This window comes from Pseudomonas sp. WS 5027 (assembly GCF_012985695.1).
Taxonomy (GTDB): domain Bacteria; phylum Pseudomonadota; class Gammaproteobacteria; order Pseudomonadales; family Pseudomonadaceae; genus Aquipseudomonas; species Aquipseudomonas hygromyciniae.
The window spans coordinates 169,534-185,319 of the sequence record NZ_JAAQWU010000001.1 but is presented as its reverse complement, the minus strand read 5'-3'; the positions used below and the strand labels follow the sequence as shown (position 1 = coordinate 185,319).

Below are 15,786 nucleotides of genomic sequence, written 5' to 3'. Positions count from 1 at the left end.
CCCTCAGTCGGCCCGCCAGGCCTTGCGCAACCGCACCAGGGCCTGGGTGATGGCCCCTTCGGGCACGGCGGCAAAACCCAGCACCAGGCCGGCACGCTGGTCTTGGGGCTCAGGGGAGTCGGGTAACCAATAGCTGCTCAAGCCGTTGATTTCGACATCGGCGTTGGCAGCCTGATCCAGCAATTGCCGCTCCCGGGCCAGGCTGTCCACCCGCACGGTCAGGTGCAGCCCCGCCGTGACAGCGGGCAGGCTGCCCATGCCGGGCACCCCCTGCGGCCAGCCCGCCAACAGGGTATTGCGCCGACTCAACGCAGCACGACGCATGCGCCGGATATGTCGCTGGAAATGCCCGCTGGCCATAAATTCGGCCATGACCGCCTGGGTGCTGACTTCCGAATGGCGCACATCCACCGCACGGCGCCGGGCGAACGCGTCCACCAGCCCCGGCGGCAATACCAGATAACCCAGGCGCAACGCCGGAAACGCAACCTTGCCGAACGTGCCGACGTACAGCACCCGACCACTGCGATCCAGCGCGGCCAAGGGCGCCAGGGGGGCGCCGCTGTAGCGGTACTCGCCGTCGTAATCATCCTCGACAATCCAGCCGTCGTTGCGCTCGGACCAGGCCAGCAACTCCAGGCGCCGCGCCAGACTCATGACCACCCCCAGGGGGTATTGGTGGGATGGCGTGACGTAAACCACGCGATTGCTCCCCAACGCGTTGCAGTCGATACCTTCAGCGTCCACCGCCACACCTTGCATCTGTGCGCCCGCAATGGCGAAGGCGTGCCCGGCGGCGCGGTAGCCGGGATTTTCAATCGCCACACCATCTCCCGGCCGCACCAGCAACTGTGCACAAAGGCTGATTGCCTGTTGCGCGCCACTGGTGATTACTATTTGCGCAGCGCTGCACTGCAAGCCCCGGGCGTTGCGCAAGTAGGCGGCGATCAATACGCGCAGGCGCTCATCGCCGGCCGGGTCGCCATAGCACAGTTGCTGCAAGTCCGGCTTGCGCCAGAAAGCCGCATTCAGCTTGGCCCAGACGTCAAAAGGGAACAGGTCAAACGCCGGCACACCCACCCGAAAAGCCCGGGGCGGTCCACTGGGAGGCAGGGGTAAATGGTGGGTTTGCAAGCGATCCAAAGCCGGGCTGTGGATAACTTTTTTGCGGGAATTTGCTTCCGAAACGGTATCAATTGTGGATAAGGCTGGGGATAAGCCTGTTGAAAACCCTGTGGACAGTTTTGTGGATAATTTTTCCGGCAACTGCGCCACATACGTGCCATCCCCTACCCGGCCCTCGATAAAACCTTCGGCATACAGCTGATCGTAGGCTCGCACCACACTGTTGCGGGAAATCCCCAGCGCCGCCGCCAGATCGCGGCTGGCTGGCAGCCGCGTGCCGCTGACCAGGCGCGCATCCAGGACGCGCTCGCGCAACGCCAGATAAAGCTGGCGCGTCAAGCCCTGCCGGCGGTCCAGCTCAATGCCTGCCGGGTTGAAAGACAGCGGGGGCGCGATGGGCGACATGGCGACAGCTCCGGCATTGGTCCTATGAAATGAGCACAAGATGGCTCTTACAACGAACCATTAGCCTGCCTAGGATGCTGGCATTCGCCAAGGAAAATCTCCATGTACACACCCCGCGCCTTCGCCCTCGACGATTTGCCCGAACTGCACCAACTGATCCAGCACACCCGCCTGGCCCAGTTGGTGACCGTTGGCGAACAGGGCCTGCAAGCCAGCCACCTGCCGTTACTGCTCAAGCCCGATGAAGGACCCCATGGCACCCTCTACGGGCACCTGGCCAAGGCCAACGGGCAATGGCAAGACCTGCAGCGCGGCGGCCAGGCGCTGGTGATTTTTGCCGGTGCCGAAGCCTATGTCAGCCCGAGCTTTTACCCGGCCAAGGCGGAACACGGCAAAGTGGTGCCGACCTGGAATTACCTTGCAGTCCACGCCTACGGTCAAGCCGATGTGTTCACCGATGCCGAGCGCTTGCTGGCCCTGGTCAGCGCCCTGACCGACCGCCACGAATCGGCGCGCGCGCAGCCGTGGAAAGTCAGCGACGCCCCGGCCGACTACATTGAGGGCATGCTCAAGGCCATCGTCGGCTTCGCCCTGCCCATTGAGCGCTTGCAGGGCAAGCGCAAACTCAGCCAGAACCGCAGCGCGGCAGACATCGCCGGTGTGCGTGACGGGCTGGCCGCCAGCATCGATGTCCGCGACCAGACCCTCGCCCGATTCATACCCCAAGGAGGCCCCCATGAACCCAATTGAAATCCGCCCGGTCAGCGCTGCCGATCACGCCGCCTGGTTGCCGCTGTGGCAGGCCTACCTGCGCTTCTACAACACCGAGCTGCCAGACGCAGTCAGCGCCAGTACCTGGCAACGCCTGATCGACCCCAACGAGCCGACGCATTCGGCCCTGGCCTGGCAGGACGGCAAGGCGCTGGGCATGGTCAATTTCATCTACCACCGCTCCAACTGGAGCATCGAGAATTCCTGCTACCTGCAGGATTTGCTGGTAGAACCGGCGCAACGCGGCAGTGGGATCGGCCGTAAACTGATCGAATTCGTCTACACCACCGCCAAGAGCGATGGTTGCTGCAAGGTCCATTGGTTGACCCACGAGAGCAATGCCACGGCGATTGCGTTATACGAACGCATTGCCGAGCGCCCTGGTTTTATCCAGTTTCGCAAAGGCCTCTGAACCCAAGGCCTCAATACAACTCCCCTGTGGCGAGCGGGCTTGCCCCGCGTTGGGCTGCGAAGCAGCCCCAAAACCAGACGCTACGGTGAGTCAGATACACCGCATTCGGCTGCCTTTGGGGCTGCTTCGCAGCCCAACGCGGGGCAAGCCCGCTCGCCACAACAGCAAAACTCTGTAGACACCTATGCCTTTAAGGAGAACAGCATGTCGACTTCACTTGCAGACTGGAAAGGCGTCGCGGCGCCCAGCACTCAACTGATCGAGGGGCGCTTTATCCGCCTGGAAAAACTCGACCCGTCCCGCCACGCCGATGGCCTGTGGCAAGCCCTGCACGGCCCCGGCGCCGATCCCAAGCTGTGGGACTATTTGCCCTACGGCCCGTTTACCGAGCGCGCAGCCTTCGATGCCTGGCTGAACAATCACGCACTCAACAGCGACCCGTATTTTTTCAGCGTGATCGACCGTGCCAGCGGTGAGGTACAAGGCATTCTGAGCCTGATGTCCATCGTCCCGGCCCAAGGCCGCATCGAAATCGGCCACGTCACCTTTGGCGCCCCGATGCAGCGCTCACCGAAAAGCACCGAAGCGGTCTACCTGCTGGCCAGGCATTCCTTTGAACTGGGCTACCGCCGCCTGGAATGGAAGTGCAACAACGCCAATGCCCGCTCCAAATACGCAGCCGAACGCCTGGGCTTCAGTTTTGAAGGGGTGTTCCGCCAGCACATGGTGGTCAAGGGACAGAACCGCGATACGGCGTGGTATTCGATTTTGGATGGCGAGTGGCCGGCGGTGGGTGCCGGGTTTGAGGCGTGGCTTGCCGACGCCAACCAGACGACTGATGGGCAGGTGAGAAGCCTGGTTGAATGCCGGGCCTGATCCAGCGCCAAGGGCTCTGTACGACGCGGCTAAGCTTCAGCCCAGCGAACGCCGCACCCTGACCACCCCCATCTGCAAGCCGAACGGACGGAACACAGCGTTTAACGACTTGAGCGTCTGATTGCCCTCGCCATGCTCGATATGCACCAGCGTGCGCACGGAAATCTTGCACATCCTGGCAAATTGGCTCTGGTGCAGGCCCGTGACTTCAACGCGAAGGCGGCGTACCGCTTCGCCGATTTGCAGGGTGCCTTGGGCCAGGCCCTGCTCGATGCCCTGGATCAACAGGGCGCGTGTATCCATGCTGACAGTCATCGCAGCCCCCATTGCTGTAGACGTTGATCCAGTTTGCCGAGCGCGATCGCGGGGTGCTTCCAGGTGTCCTGGGGCAAACCACTGTCCACCAGGATGTCCGGCAACGCCCGCAAGTGTTCGGCGTCGGCGCGTAACCGTTCAAAGGCTTGTTGCGGATCGACCAGGCCGTCCATTGCGCTGCATACTCCTTGCCAGTCAATTTCACCGGCCACTTCCAGGCCTCTGGGCCACTTGGTGGTGCGGGTGATGCCCTCGGTATCCATGACCATGGGGGCCAAGTCATAAATCGGCGCCAGACGCATGGAGCCACGCTCGCGGATAATCGAAGTGTTACGCCCGTGGTTATCCGAGTTGCCGAGGATTTTGTTGAGCAAGTCACGCCGCAAATACTCGGCGACCAAATCCGCAACGCCGTGCCCCTGACCAACCTGTCGCCAGTGTTCGGCAAGCATCTGCACGACCTCCAGATGATCCATATAACTGCCCGGCGTAATAACCCCCGCCAGTGAATAGATCGACTCGACGGCCAGCCGCTCGACGCCCGCTGGCGTGACGTTACGGTCAAAACGCTGCATCCACAGGCTGGGTTTGTGCGCCTCTTCCAACGCCAGCCCTTGGGCGGCGACGGTTTCGATACCCAGCGCCTGGAGCGCCTTGTAGTAGTGAAATTCGCTCCTGAGGATCGCTTGGTCGTTGAGGGTCGCGCCATTGCGGGCAAACTTTATAAACCAGTGTTGGGCGACCTCGGCGTCGGGAAGAACAGCGTCCGGATAGAGCAGGCCGTCGCGATTCTCGGCCATCAACAACTTCGGCGCTTCGCCGCCCGCCCCGGTCGCGCCACCGATGGCTGCGCCTTGCTCATAGGCGTATTCCAGGAAGCCATTGTCGCGACTGACCACATCGTGACGGCTGAAGCCCACGGCGGGCCTGACACCCAATGCCTCGACGGACTCCTTGATCCGCAGGTTGCCAATAGGCGACGGTGTGCAGCGGCCCAGTAGAAACAAATCGACGCTGACATCGTCCGGCTTGTCGGCGCCCATTCGCTGCATCAGGAAGCGTTTCGCCGCACCCGCCGGTGCAATGTCATGCAGGAAGGCGGGAGCCGCCTTGAGGAAGGTGACATCCCAACCCAGAGGAAACCGTCCACTCACCGCAGAACAAAAACCTTGTTCAATGTCGCCCAGGTGTTCAACGAGATAGTCCTGCCGATAGTGAAACCGACAGGGTCCATCAAAACCTTTTTGAGGCTCGGAAAACTCCAGCCGCATTGCGTCGTGCCAGTGGCCGGCATTAAAGATTTGCAACATCAGGGAGTAAATGGTTTCCGTTGGCAATTTAATGCACCTTCGCCGAGTGAGACGGACTTAATTACGCAATATAGTGCATACGTGGCCTACAGGCTTGCTCTATTTACGCAATAAAATGCATTCATTGCGTTTTAATTGGATTGGAACTGCAATTAAATGCAAATGAGGCCACCTACGTTAAACATGCGCGCATTCGGCCCAGACTAGAGACATCTCCCGCGCACTACGCATACCGCTGCTGACAGTTATACGCTCGCCGCCTCGCTAAATTCCCGGCCTCACATATCAGAGGCTGGGACCTTATGCCCTACACATCCACGCGACTTGCCCTTGTCATCACCTTTGCGCTGAACACCATCAGCATTCCCATGGCCACAGCACGCGGGGATATGGAGCCGCCCAGCGACAGCGCACGGGAACGCCCCGACCCCGCTACTGCCTTTTACTTTGCCGATCACGCCACCACCAGCAACGGCCGCAGCGTAGCCCGGGTGCTGGACAACGCCGTGGATCGGTTGATGGAGTCGGACTGGATGAGCGATCGGGATCTGGACCTGATCGCTCATGACGAGGAATATTTCAACGACCTGGCCCCCGGCAGGATAGGCGCGGTGCTTGAACAACTGGCCGCCAGCCAGAATGCCAACCTGGGCAGCGCCACCCAGAACAGCTTGGTCCCGCTGCACGCCAGCCTGCTGGCGGCCATGCGCGAGGGGAGCGGCGATGCCCCTGGGCGTTTCTGGTTCCAGGGCCTGGGCAGCGGCGCCAGCCTGGGTGGGCAGCACGGCAGCGCCGGCCTGCAACAACGTAACCGAGGCCTGGTGCTGGGTGCCGATTGGGCGGTAGACCATGCCTGGCGCGTGGGCGTCATGGGCGCAAAATCCACCAGCGACTTGAGTGCCAAACGCTTCAAGGCCGGGCTGGACAGCTGGCACCTGGGGGCTTACGCGATGCGCGAGGACGGGCCGCTGGCGCTGCGCCTGGCAGCAATCCATAGCAGCCACGCAGGCCAGAACAAACGCAGTGTCGATTTTGATTTCATCGACCATCGCGAGCAGCTCAAGGGCAAGTACACCGCGCAAAGCCAGACTATTTTCAGCGAGCTGGGCTATCGCGTGGACCACGGCAGTTTCACCGTCGAACCGTTCGCCGGCGTAGGCTATCAGCGCTATCACCGCGAACGCTTCAAGGAAAAAGGCGGGCTTAGCGCCCTCAACGTCGGCGAGCAAACCCAACAGAATCTGAGCACCACCTTCGGCCTGCGCATGAGCAGCCTCTATGCGCTGGATAACCAGATGAGCCTCAAGCCTTACGTCAGTGCGAGCTGGAAGCATCTGTACGGCGATGTTGGCAGCAGCGTGCGCCAGTCCTCCGCGTGGGTGGACAAGAACGATTTCAACAGCGACTTCACCATCCAGGGCACCTCCCTGAACCGTGACAGCCTGGCGCTGCAGGCCGGGCTGGGGCTGGCGGTGTCGGCCACGCAGAGCGTCGGCGTGACCTACACCGGCGACCTTGGCGCCCGCAGCACCAGCCAGGCGGTCATGGGGCAATGGACCTTGAGTTTCTAAATTGCGCGCAAAAAAAAGGGGGCACATGCCCCCCGAGGATTAAGCGGTAGTGTCGAAGGCTGTGTATCAGCCTTCGATTTCGATCAGGATTTCACCCGGGTTGACCCGGTCGCCCTTGGCCACATGAACGGCGCTGACCTTGCCGGCGATGGCTGCCTGCACTTCGGTCTCCATCTTCATCGCTTCGGTGATCAGCACGGCCTGGCCGGCCTTGACCACGTCGCCTTCCTTGACCAGTACATCCACGATATTGCCCGGCATCGCCGTGCTCACATGACCTGGCGCGCTGGCCTGCTTGCGCTTGCTGGTGCCGCCGCCGACGAATTCGTTGAGTGGTTCGAACACCACTTCTTCCGGCATGCCGTCAATGGACAGGTAGAAGTGGCGCTTGCCTTCGGCCTTGACGCCGACACCGGTGATATCGACGCGGTAGCTCTCGCCGTGCACGTCGATGACGAACTCGGTCGGCACGCCTTCACCGCCCGCACGGGCCACGCCGCCGGCTTCAGGGATTGGCAACAGCACTTCAGGGGCCAAGGTGCCGGCATCGCGCTCTTCGAGGAACTTGCGCCCGATATCGGGGAACATGGCGTAGGTCAGCACGTCTTCTTCGGACTTGGCCAGCGCGCCGATTTCGCCACGCAGCTTGGTCATTTCCGGCTTGAGCAGATCGGCCGGGCGCACGTCGATCACGTCTTCGCTGCCGATGGCCTGGCGCCGCAGTTTCTCGTCAACGGTACCCGGCGCCTTGCCGTAGCCGCCTTGCAGGTAGAGCTTCACTTCGTTGGTGATGGTTTTGTAGCGCTCGCCGGCCAGCACGTTGAAAAACGCCTGGGTGCCGACGATCTGCGAGGTTGGCGTCACCAGCGGTGGGAAGCCGAGGTCTTCGCGCACCCGTGGGATTTCGGCCAGCACTTCGCTCATGCGGTTGAGGGCGCCCTGCTCTTTCAACTGGTTGGCCAGGTTGGAAATCATCCCGCCCGGTACCTGGTTGACTTGCACACGGGTGTCGACGGCGGTGAATTCGCTTTCGAACTGGTGGTACTTCTTACGCACGGCGTAGAAGTACAGACCGATTTCCTGCAGCAGCTCCAGGTCCAGGCCGGTGTCGAATTCGCTGCCTTTGAGGGCCGCGACCATCGACTCGGTGCCCGGGTGGCTGGTGCCCCAGGCGAAGCTGGAGATGGCGGTGTCGATATGGTCGGCACCGTTTTCGATGGCCTTGAGTTGGCACATCGCGGCCAGACCAGCGGTGTCATGGGAGTGGATAAAGATCGGCAGGCTTTGCTCGGCCTTCAGCGCCTTGACCAGTTCGCCGGTGGCGTACGGGGTCAGCAGGCCGGCCATGTCCTTGATCGCCACCGAGTCGCAACCCATGGCTTCCATTTGCTTGGCCTGGGCCACGAATGCCTCGATGGTGTGCACCGGGCTGGTGGTGTAGGCGATGGTGCCCTGGGCGTGCTTGCCCGCCGCTTTCACCGCTTCGATGGCCACACGCAGGTTACGCACGTCGTTCATGGCGTCGAAAATGCGGAACACGTCGATGCCATTCACAGCGGCCTTGGCGACGAAGGCTTTGACCACATCGTCGCTATAGTGGCGGTAGCCCAGCAGGTTCTGGCCACGCAGGAGCATTTGCAGGCGGGTGTTAGGCAACGCGGCGCGCAGTTTGCGCAGGCGCTCCCACGGGTCTTCTTTCAAGAAACGTACGCAGGCGTCGAAGGTCGCGCCGCCCCAGACTTCCAGGGACCAGTAGCCGACTTTGTCGAGCTTGTCGCAGATCGGCAGCATGTCGTCAGTGCGCATGCGGGTCGCCAGCAACGATTGGTGGGCGTCGCGCAGGATGGTGTCGGTTACGAAGATTTTCTTAGACATTGGAATGTTCCTCACAGGCCTGCGTGGGCGGCAATGGCGGCGGCGATGGCCAAGGCCAGCTCTTCGGGTTTGCGCTTGATCGAGTAGTTGGTCAGCTCAGGATGGCTTTCCACAAAACTGGTGTTGAACTGGCCGCTGCGGAATTCCGGATTGCGCAGGATTTCCTGGTAGTAGGCGGCGGTGGTCTTCACGCCTTGCAGGCGCATGTCGTCCAGGGCACGCAGGCCGCGGTCCATGGCTTCTTCCCAGGTCAACGCCCACACCACCAGTTTCAGGCACATGGAGTCGTAGAACGGCGGGATGGTGTAGCCGGTGTAGATCGCCGTATCGGTCCGCACACCGGGCCCGCCGGGGGCGTAGTACCGGGTGATCTTGCCGAAGCTGGGCAGGAAGTTGTTCTTCGGGTCTTCGGCGTTGATGCGGAACTGCAACGCAAAGCCACGGTGCTGGATATCTTCCTGTTTTACCGACAGCGGCAGGCCGGACGCGATGCGGATCTGCTCGCGGACAATGTCGATCCCGGTGATTTCTTCGGTGATGGTGTGTTCCACCTGCACCCGGGTGTTCATCTCCATGAAGTACACCTCGCCCTCGGCGAGCAGGAACTCCACGGTGCCGGCGTTCTCGTAGCCCACAGCCTTGGCCGCACGCACCGAAAGGTCGCCGATGTAGGCGCGCTGTTCCGGGGTCAGCTGGGGGCTGGGAGCGATTTCGATAAGTTTCTGGTTACGGCGCTGGATCGAGCAGTCGCGCTCGAACAGATGCACCACGTTGCCAAAGCTGTCGCCGAGGATCTGCGCCTCGATGTGCTTGGGATTGACGATGCATTTTTCCAGGAACACTTCCGCCGAGCCGAAGGCCTTGGTGGCCTCGGAGATCACGCGGGGGAAGGCTTGCTCAAGTTCTTCACGGCTGTTGCAACGACGAATGCCGCGACCGCCACCACCGGAGGTGGCCTTGAGCATCACCGGGTACCCGATGCGGTCACCTTCGGTCAGCGCTTCGGCGATGTCGGCAACGTTGCCTTCGGTGCCGGGAGTGACCGGTACACCCGCCTTGATCATGCTGCGGCGCGCTTCGGTCTTGTCGCCCATGCGGCGAATCACTTCGGCCGATGGACCAATGAATTTGATTCCGCGTTCGGCGCAGATATCCGCCAGCTCGGCGTTTTCCGACAGGAAGCCGTAGCCGGGGTGCAACGCGTCGCAGCCGGTTTCCACCGCCAGGTTCACCAGCTTGCGCGGGTTCAGGTAACCGGCCAGGGGCTCGGCACCAATGCTGTGGGCCTCGTCGGCGCGCTTGACGTGCAAGGCATGCCGATCAGCGTCGGAATAGACCGCCACCGAACGAATACCCATTTCGGCACAGGCCCGCACGATGCGGACGGCAATCTCACCACGGTTGGCGATCAGGATCTTTGTTATCACTTGGAAATTCCCTTGAGCCGATTGCTGCGTTCATCGACCTGCTAGACCAGGTCGGCGCGTGACCAAATGTTTCAAGTCAGTCGCGAGACACACACTATGCGCACTTAAGGATTAACAAAAATCAATAATTATTGGGTTGTGTATAAGCAAAGACTTATAGTTGATCGCACAAACCCCGGCGAGCCCTTTTGAATTATGCGTAAGTCATTGATGCGTATGACATTGCGTCAATTACAGATCTTCAATGAAGTCTGCGATTTACGTTCCTACAGCCGCGCTGCCGAAGAAATGTCCCTCACCCAACCGGCAGTCAGCCTACAAATTCGCCAGCTCGAAGAGCTGGTCGGCCAGCCACTGTTCGATTACGTGGGCAAAAAGCTCTACATGACCGAAGCCGCCGAAGCCCTGCAACGGGCCAGCCGGGATATTTTCGGGCGCCTGGAAAACCTCGATATGCAGCTCTCGGACATGCAGGGCTCGCTGCAGGGGCAATTGAAGCTGGCGGTGGAGTCCAGCGCCAAATACTTCGTGCCGCACTTGTTCGCCGCCTTCAAGCGCCAGCATCCGGAGGTGCAGTTGCACCTCACGGTGGTCAACCGCGCCCAGGTAATCCGCCGGCTGTCGGACAACCGTGATGACCTGGTGATCATGTCCATGGTGCCCCAGGATATGGGCCTGGAATTCCTGCCGTTTCTCAATAACCCGATTGTGGCGGTGGCCCCACCGGACCATCCCCTGAGCCTGCAAGGACCGCTGCGCCTGCAAGATCTGGAGCCTTATACGCTACTGCTGCGCGAGCCGGGTTCCGGAACACGCCTGGCCTGCGAGGAATACTTCAAGGAAAAGCGCGTGCACTTCACCCAGACGGTGGAAGTGGCCTCGGCCGAGGCACAGCGCGAGTGCGTGGTGGCGGGGTTGGGGGTGGCGCTGTTGACGCGCCACGCCCTGAACCTGGAACTGGCCACCGGCGGGCTCAAGGAACTGCCGGTGGAAGAGCTGCCGCTGTACCGCAGTTGGTGCCTGGTGCAGGCCAAGGCCAAGCGCCTGTCACCGGTGGCCCATGCGTTCCTGGGCTTTATTCGCAGTGAGCGGGTGCAGATCAGCGCCCTGGCTGAACGCTTCGCTGGGCAGCCGCGGGTGCCTGCCAGTGCAGCTCCGGGTAGTCACTGATGCTCTGTAGCAGTTGACGCTGCTCGCAGCGATCTTCAATTGCACGGCGGAACGCCATGCGGCGCTGGTCTTCCTGCTGACGACGGGTCTTGACGGTGCTGGTGCTGTCTTCGTAGGGCCGGGCCATTTCGAGTCTCCCAATGCGAGTACGGGGAGTTCAGGATGGGCGCGGGGGATGACGGTTTGGCGGCGCGGGGGTTACAGGACGATGAATACTGACCTGTGGTGAGCGCGCTTACTGTGATGAAAAGGTTTGTTGTGGCGAGCGGGCTTGTCGGAACGCCGCATCGCCCGCGCTGGGCTGCGTAGCAGCCCCAAAACCAGGCAACCAGGGATGTCTGATACACCTCATTGTTCTTGAATAGGGCTGCTTCGCAGCCCAGCGCGGGCGATGCGGCGTTCCGACAAGCCCGCTCGCCACAACAAGCCCACTCAGCTCAACGGGCACGTTTGCCAGGGGTTCGAGTCAGTCGTCGAGAGCTTTGACGGACTTGGGCGACAACCGCAGGCTGCGCAAGCTGCGCTTGACGCTTTTGAGGTGGTTGACCAGGCTCGGGCCACGGGCCATTGCCACGCCCATGGCCAGCACGTCGATCACTACCAGGTGGGCGATACGCGAGGTCAGCGGGGTGTAGATTTCGGTGTCTTCGTGCACATCAATCGCCAGGTTGACCGTGGACAGCTCGGCCAATGGCGTCTGGCTCGGGCACAGGGTGATCAGCGAAGCACCGCTCTCACGCACCAGGTTGGCGGTGATCAGCAAATCCTTGGAACGACCCGACTGGGAAATACAGATCGCCACGTCGGTGGGCTTCAACGTCACCGCCGACATCGCCTGCATGTGCGGGTCGCTGTAGGCCGCCGCTGTCAGCAGCAACCGGAAGAATTTGTGCTGGGCATCCGCCGCCACCGCGCCGGACGCACCAAAGCCATAGAACTCCACACGCTGGGCCTGGGACATGGCGGTCACGGCTTTTTGCAGCTCGATCGGGTCGAGCTTCTCCCGCACTTCCATCAGGGTGTGCAGGGTGGTGTCGAAAATTTTCAGGCTGTAGTCGGCGACGGAGTCGTCTTCGTGAATCGCGAACTGGCCGAAGCTGGCACCGGCCGCCAGGCTCTGGGCCAATTTCAGCTTCAAGTCCTGGAACCCCGAGCAACCGATGGCGCGGCAGAAGCGCACGATGGTCGGCTCGCTGATGCCCACGCTGTGGGCCAGGTCAGCCATGGAACTGTGCATCACGGCCGCAGGGTCAAGCAGCACGTGATCGGCAACCTTGAGTTCCGATTTGCGTAACAGGTGGCGCGACTGGGCGATATGTTGCAACAGGTTCAAAGGGCAGGACTCTTGTTATTGGCAGACGCCAGGGATGTAGCAAGCTTGTAGTTATACTACAAGAATTGTTGATTTGCCCGTTCGATACATCACTAAATCGCCCTACTGCCCCCTGAATCAGCGGGCATATGCGATGTAGCACCTGATGGCGCCTCACTGGCAGTCAGGAAAATCTGCATTTCTTCGTAACAAATCCGCCAACCCTTCGGCCTCGATCGGCCGACTGATCAAATAGCCCTGCACTTCATCGCAGTTTTCGGCGCGCAGGAAATCCAACTGCTGCTGATCCTCCACGCCCTCGGCGACCACTTTGAGTGCCAGGCCATGGGCCATGGCGATGATCGCCCGAGTAATCGCCAGGTCTTCGCGCCCCTGGCCCAGGCCCCGAATAAAGGTCTGGTCGATCTTCACGTAATCCACCGGGATGCGCTTGAGGTAACTGAGGGACGAATAGCCGGTGCCAAAGTCGTCAATGGCCAGTTTCACCCCCAGGTCACGCAACTGCTGGAAGGTGGCGATGATGTGCTCGACGCTGTCGAGCAGTTGGCTCTCGGTCAGCTCCAGCTCCAGGTACTGGGGGGCCAGCCCGGTTTCGTCCAGCACCTGGCGCACCAGACTGACCAATTTGCCCTGGCGCAACTGGTGCACCGACAGGTTGACCGACACGCGGATCGGCGCCAGGCCCTGACGCTGCCATTCACACGCCTGCCAGCAGGCCTGACGCAACACGAATTCGCCCAACGGCACGATCAACCCGGTTTCTTCTGCCAACCCGATGAAATCACCGGGCGGCACACTGCCCCATTGCGGGTGGTCCCACCGCACCAGTGCCTCGGCGGCGTTCATCTTGCCGGTGGCCAGGCACAGCTTGGGTTGATAGAACACCTTCAATTGGCGCTCATCGATAGCCTTGCGCAGTTGGTTTTCCAGCTGCAGACGCTCAAGGGTGCTGGCCTGCAGGCTGTCGGTATAGAACTGGAAGTTATTGCCGCCCAAATGCTTGGCGTGCTGCATGGCCATGTTCGATTGACTGACCAATGCGGAAATTTCCCGCGCGTTATCCGGTAACAGGCTGACACCGATTGAGGCACTGACCACCAACTCATGCCCCTCCACTGCCACCGGCACCCGCAGCTTGGCCAGCAGTCGGGTGGCCACACGCGCCAAGCTCGACAAGCTGCCATAAGCGTCGAACAACACCGCGAATTCGTCGCCGGACAAGCGCGCAATGGTGTCGGCCTCCGGTAATGCGTTGATCAGGCGCCTCGCCATTTTTTGCAGCAACTGGTCGGCGACCTCATGACCCAGGCTGTCATTGAGCAGCTTGAAGCGGTCCAGGTTGATATGCAGCAACGCCAGGCTGCGGCCGCCCTGGCGCACCCGTTGATGGGCTTCGCGCAGGCGCTCGCGGAACAGCGAGCGGTTGGCCAGGCCGGTCAGTTCGTCGTAATGGGTGAGGTAGCGCATGCGCTCCTCAGACTCGCGGCGCGCCGACAGATCGGCGAAGAAGCCCACGATATGACTGACATTTCCCCGAACATCACGCACCACGCTCAGTTGCAGCCATTGCGGGTACAGCTCGCCGTTCTTGCGTGCCTCTACCAGTTCGCCCTGCCAACTGCCGTGGCTCAGCAAGGCCTGGCGAATCACCGGGAAGTGTCGGCGCGCATCGCGGCTGCACGGCAATTCCACGACGTTGCGCCCGAGCATGTCGTCAATATCAAAGCCGGTGACGCGGCTGAACGCCTGGTTGACCGCAATCAGCACATATTCCGGGTCCAGGATCACAATGCCTTCGCTGGCCGCCTCGAACACCGTGGACGCCAGCCGCAACTGCTCCTCCACCGCCTTGCCGGCGCTGATATCGCGCCGAGTACCGAGCATGCGCGTCACACGTCCACTGGCGGTACGCTCCACGGCCCGCCCGCGATCTTCGATCCACACCCAGCGCCCGTCACCGTGGCGCACGCGGTACTCCACCTGATAGTCCTCGCTGCGACCTTTCAAGTGCTCCACCAACGCACGCTTGAGCAGTGGCAAGTCGTCCGGGTGCAGGCGCGGCTTGAGATCGCGCAGCATCGCCGTGACGTACTCCGGCTCCAGGCCGAACAGTTCTTTGAGCTGAGTGTGATGGACTTCATCGGTTTGCAGGTTCCAGTCCCACAAGCCCAGCTCACTGGCCTGCAAGGCCATGGCCAGGCGCGCCTCGCTTTTGCTCAGGGCGAGACTGGCGGCGTCCAGTTGCTGGCCACGCTGTTCGACGCGGTGTTGCAGGCCGATGTGGGCCTCGCGCAACTCCTGCTCGACCTGGCGCCGCTGCTCGACCTCGCGCACCAGGTCCTGATTCAGCTGCTCGCTACGCTGGCGGGCCTGCTGCAGGTGCTCGATCAGGGCCTGGTTTTGGAAGCGCCGCAGCAAACCACGCTGGATCAGACGATTGACCTGCCATGCCACCAGGCTCAAGGACGCCAGCAGGATCAGGCCCAGGTAACTCCAACCCTGCAATTGCGGTTCGCCGCTGCACAATAGATAGAGGATGGTGGGGACCAGGCAGGGCAAGGCAAACGACAAAAACGCCGGCATGCTCACCGCGTAGGCCACGCTGGCCGATAAGGTGGCCGCGCCAATCAGGCCAAACACCCAGGCCTGCAGCACGAAGCTGTCCAGTGGCACCAGGGCTATGGCCGCGCTCGCCAGGGTCAGGCCACTGGCCGCCGAGCCCAGCATGAACATCCGTCGCCAGATCGGCTGCGCCTGCCGGCTGGGCAGGGCGCTATCGAAGGCCGCCACCTGGATCACGCGCAACGCCACGAGGGCCAGCAACCACACCAGCCAACTGCCGACTTGCACATAGCGCTGCGGGCTCCAGAGCAACCAGGCGCAGACCAGGCCGTTAACCAGCATCAATAAGGTGGGCAGCAACGAACCTTGGTACAACAGACGCGTGCGCTCGACCGCCATCTCCATGGCGTAGTGCTTGCGGACAACCTGCGCCGGCGCGAGAGAAGGTCCAGGCAGGTCAGTGCTGAGGGTCATAGGCAGTGTTCTTATAATGGTGAGCCCGAAACGTCGACGGAGCATACACAAGCAGGCGTGCAGACCAAACTGCTCTGGATCATAAAAATCCGCGAATAAACCCGCGCAAACCTTTGGCCCAGAGGGGCTGAACAAGACAGGGCGCGGGCTGCAGGCGATG

General features: G+C 61.6%; 13 protein-coding genes. 5 read left to right on the top strand and 8 right to left on the bottom strand.

Going from position 1 to position 15,786, the window contains the following annotated elements:
- Window positions 1-3: 3 nt before the first annotated feature.
- Window positions 4-1,530, bottom strand: a complete 1,527-nt coding sequence (locus HBO09_RS00890) for a PLP-dependent aminotransferase family protein (protein ID WP_169990914.1) — start codon at window positions 1,528-1,530, stop codon at window positions 4-6.
- 102 nt (window positions 1,531-1,632) lie between these two features.
- Between HBO09_RS00890 and HBO09_RS00885 the strand changes: the two genes are divergently transcribed.
- From HBO09_RS00885 to HBO09_RS00875, 3 genes are all read left to right on the top strand, one after another.
- On the top strand, window positions 1,633-2,280 hold the full coding sequence (locus tag HBO09_RS00885; RefSeq protein ID WP_169990912.1) for an FMN-binding negative transcriptional regulator: 648 nt from the start codon (window positions 1,633-1,635) through the stop codon (window positions 2,278-2,280).
- A complete protein-coding gene (locus tag HBO09_RS00880) occupies window positions 2,267-2,713 on the top strand; it encodes a GNAT family N-acetyltransferase (RefSeq protein WP_169990910.1) in 447 nt (148 codons plus the stop codon). Before HBO09_RS00885 ends, HBO09_RS00880 begins: the two co-directional genes overlap by 14 nt.
- Before the next feature lie 204 nt (window positions 2,714-2,917).
- Entirely contained in the window at window positions 2,918-3,589 is a 672-nt protein-coding gene (locus HBO09_RS00875) for a GNAT family protein (RefSeq protein WP_169990908.1), read from the top strand.
- Between the two features lie 36 nt (window positions 3,590-3,625).
- Here HBO09_RS00875 and HBO09_RS00870 read toward each other — a convergent pair whose 3' ends face one another.
- Together HBO09_RS00870 and HBO09_RS00865 are read right to left on the bottom strand one after the other, a co-directional pair.
- Window positions 3,626-3,904, bottom strand: a complete 279-nt coding sequence (locus tag HBO09_RS00870; RefSeq protein ID WP_029290025.1) for a helix-turn-helix transcriptional regulator — start codon at window positions 3,902-3,904, stop codon at window positions 3,626-3,628.
- Window positions 3,901-5,214: a HipA domain-containing protein gene (locus HBO09_RS00865; protein WP_262381163.1), complete on the bottom strand. Its 1,314-nt coding sequence runs from the start codon at window positions 5,212-5,214 to the stop codon at window positions 3,901-3,903. Before HBO09_RS00865 ends, HBO09_RS00870 begins: the two co-directional genes overlap by 4 nt.
- Window positions 5,215-5,516: 302 nt before the next feature.
- On the opposite strand from HBO09_RS00865, the gene HBO09_RS00860 reads away from it, so the two are divergent.
- Complete coding sequence (locus HBO09_RS00860) at window positions 5,517-6,785, top strand: autotransporter outer membrane beta-barrel domain-containing protein (protein WP_169990906.1); 1,269 nt, start codon at window positions 5,517-5,519, stop codon at window positions 6,783-6,785.
- Between the two features lie 66 nt (window positions 6,786-6,851).
- Here the strand turns inward: HBO09_RS00860 and oadA are convergent, their stop codons facing one another.
- Window positions 6,852-8,660, bottom strand: coding sequence for a sodium-extruding oxaloacetate decarboxylase subunit alpha (gene oadA / locus HBO09_RS00855; RefSeq protein WP_169990904.1), 1,809 nt, complete (start codon window positions 8,658-8,660; stop codon window positions 6,852-6,854).
- Window positions 8,661-8,671: 11 nt separating this feature from the next.
- A complete protein-coding gene (locus HBO09_RS00850) occupies window positions 8,672-10,087 on the bottom strand; it encodes an acetyl-CoA carboxylase biotin carboxylase subunit (protein WP_029290035.1) in 1,416 nt (471 codons plus the stop codon).
- A 195-nt stretch (window positions 10,088-10,282) separates the two neighbouring features.
- Between HBO09_RS00850 and HBO09_RS00845 the strand changes: the two genes are divergently transcribed.
- The gene (locus HBO09_RS00845) at window positions 10,283-11,257 is read left to right on the top strand and encodes a LysR family transcriptional regulator (RefSeq protein ID WP_169990902.1); all 975 of its coding nucleotides are present in this window, start codon (window positions 10,283-10,285) and stop codon (window positions 11,255-11,257) included.
- On the opposite strand, the gene HBO09_RS28730 is transcribed toward HBO09_RS00845, so the two are convergent.
- From HBO09_RS28730 to HBO09_RS00835, 3 genes are all read right to left on the bottom strand, one after another.
- The gene (locus HBO09_RS28730) at window positions 11,187-11,384 is read right to left on the bottom strand and encodes a hypothetical protein (RefSeq protein ID WP_240344233.1); all 198 of its coding nucleotides are present in this window, start codon (window positions 11,382-11,384) and stop codon (window positions 11,187-11,189) included. The genes HBO09_RS00845 and HBO09_RS28730 overlap by 71 nt on opposite strands.
- A gap of 339 nt (window positions 11,385-11,723) precedes the next feature.
- A complete protein-coding gene (hexR, locus tag HBO09_RS00840; protein WP_029290040.1) occupies window positions 11,724-12,590 on the bottom strand; it encodes a transcriptional regulator HexR in 867 nt (288 codons plus the stop codon).
- Window positions 12,591-12,743: 153 nt separating this feature from the next.
- Window positions 12,744-15,626, bottom strand: a complete 2,883-nt coding sequence (locus HBO09_RS00835; protein WP_169990900.1) for an EAL domain-containing protein — start codon at window positions 15,624-15,626, stop codon at window positions 12,744-12,746.
- Between the last annotated feature and the right edge of the window lie 160 nt (window positions 15,627-15,786).

Bases quoted from the DNA above. Each gene is read 5' to 3' on its own strand.
- HBO09_RS00890 (WP_169990914.1), bottom strand. From the start codon at position 1,530: ATGTCGCCCATCGCGCCCCCGCTGTCTTTCAACCCGGCAGGCATTGAG.
- HBO09_RS00885 (WP_169990912.1), top strand. From the start codon at position 1,633: ATGTACACACCCCGCGCCTTCGCCCTCGACGATTTGCCCGAACTGCAC.
- HBO09_RS00880 (WP_169990910.1), top strand. From the start codon at position 2,267: ATGAACCCAATTGAAATCCGCCCGGTCAGCGCTGCCGATCACGCCGCC.
- HBO09_RS00875 (WP_169990908.1), top strand. From the start codon at position 2,918: ATGTCGACTTCACTTGCAGACTGGAAAGGCGTCGCGGCGCCCAGCACT.
- HBO09_RS00870 (WP_029290025.1), bottom strand. From the start codon at position 3,904: ATGACTGTCAGCATGGATACACGCGCCCTGTTGATCCAGGGCATCGAG.
- HBO09_RS00865 (WP_262381163.1), bottom strand. From the start codon at position 5,214: ATGTTGCAAATCTTTAATGCCGGCCACTGGCACGACGCAATGCGGCTG.
- HBO09_RS00860 (WP_169990906.1), top strand. From the start codon at position 5,517: ATGCCCTACACATCCACGCGACTTGCCCTTGTCATCACCTTTGCGCTG.
- oadA (WP_169990904.1), bottom strand. From the start codon at position 8,660: ATGTCTAAGAAAATCTTCGTAACCGACACCATCCTGCGCGACGCCCAC.
- HBO09_RS00845 (WP_169990902.1), top strand. From the start codon at position 10,283: ATGCGTAAGTCATTGATGCGTATGACATTGCGTCAATTACAGATCTTC.
- HBO09_RS28730 (WP_240344233.1), bottom strand. From the start codon at position 11,384: ATGGCCCGGCCCTACGAAGACAGCACCAGCACCGTCAAGACCCGTCGT.
- HBO09_RS00835 (WP_169990900.1), bottom strand. From the start codon at position 15,626: ATGACCCTCAGCACTGACCTGCCTGGACCTTCTCTCGCGCCGGCGCAG.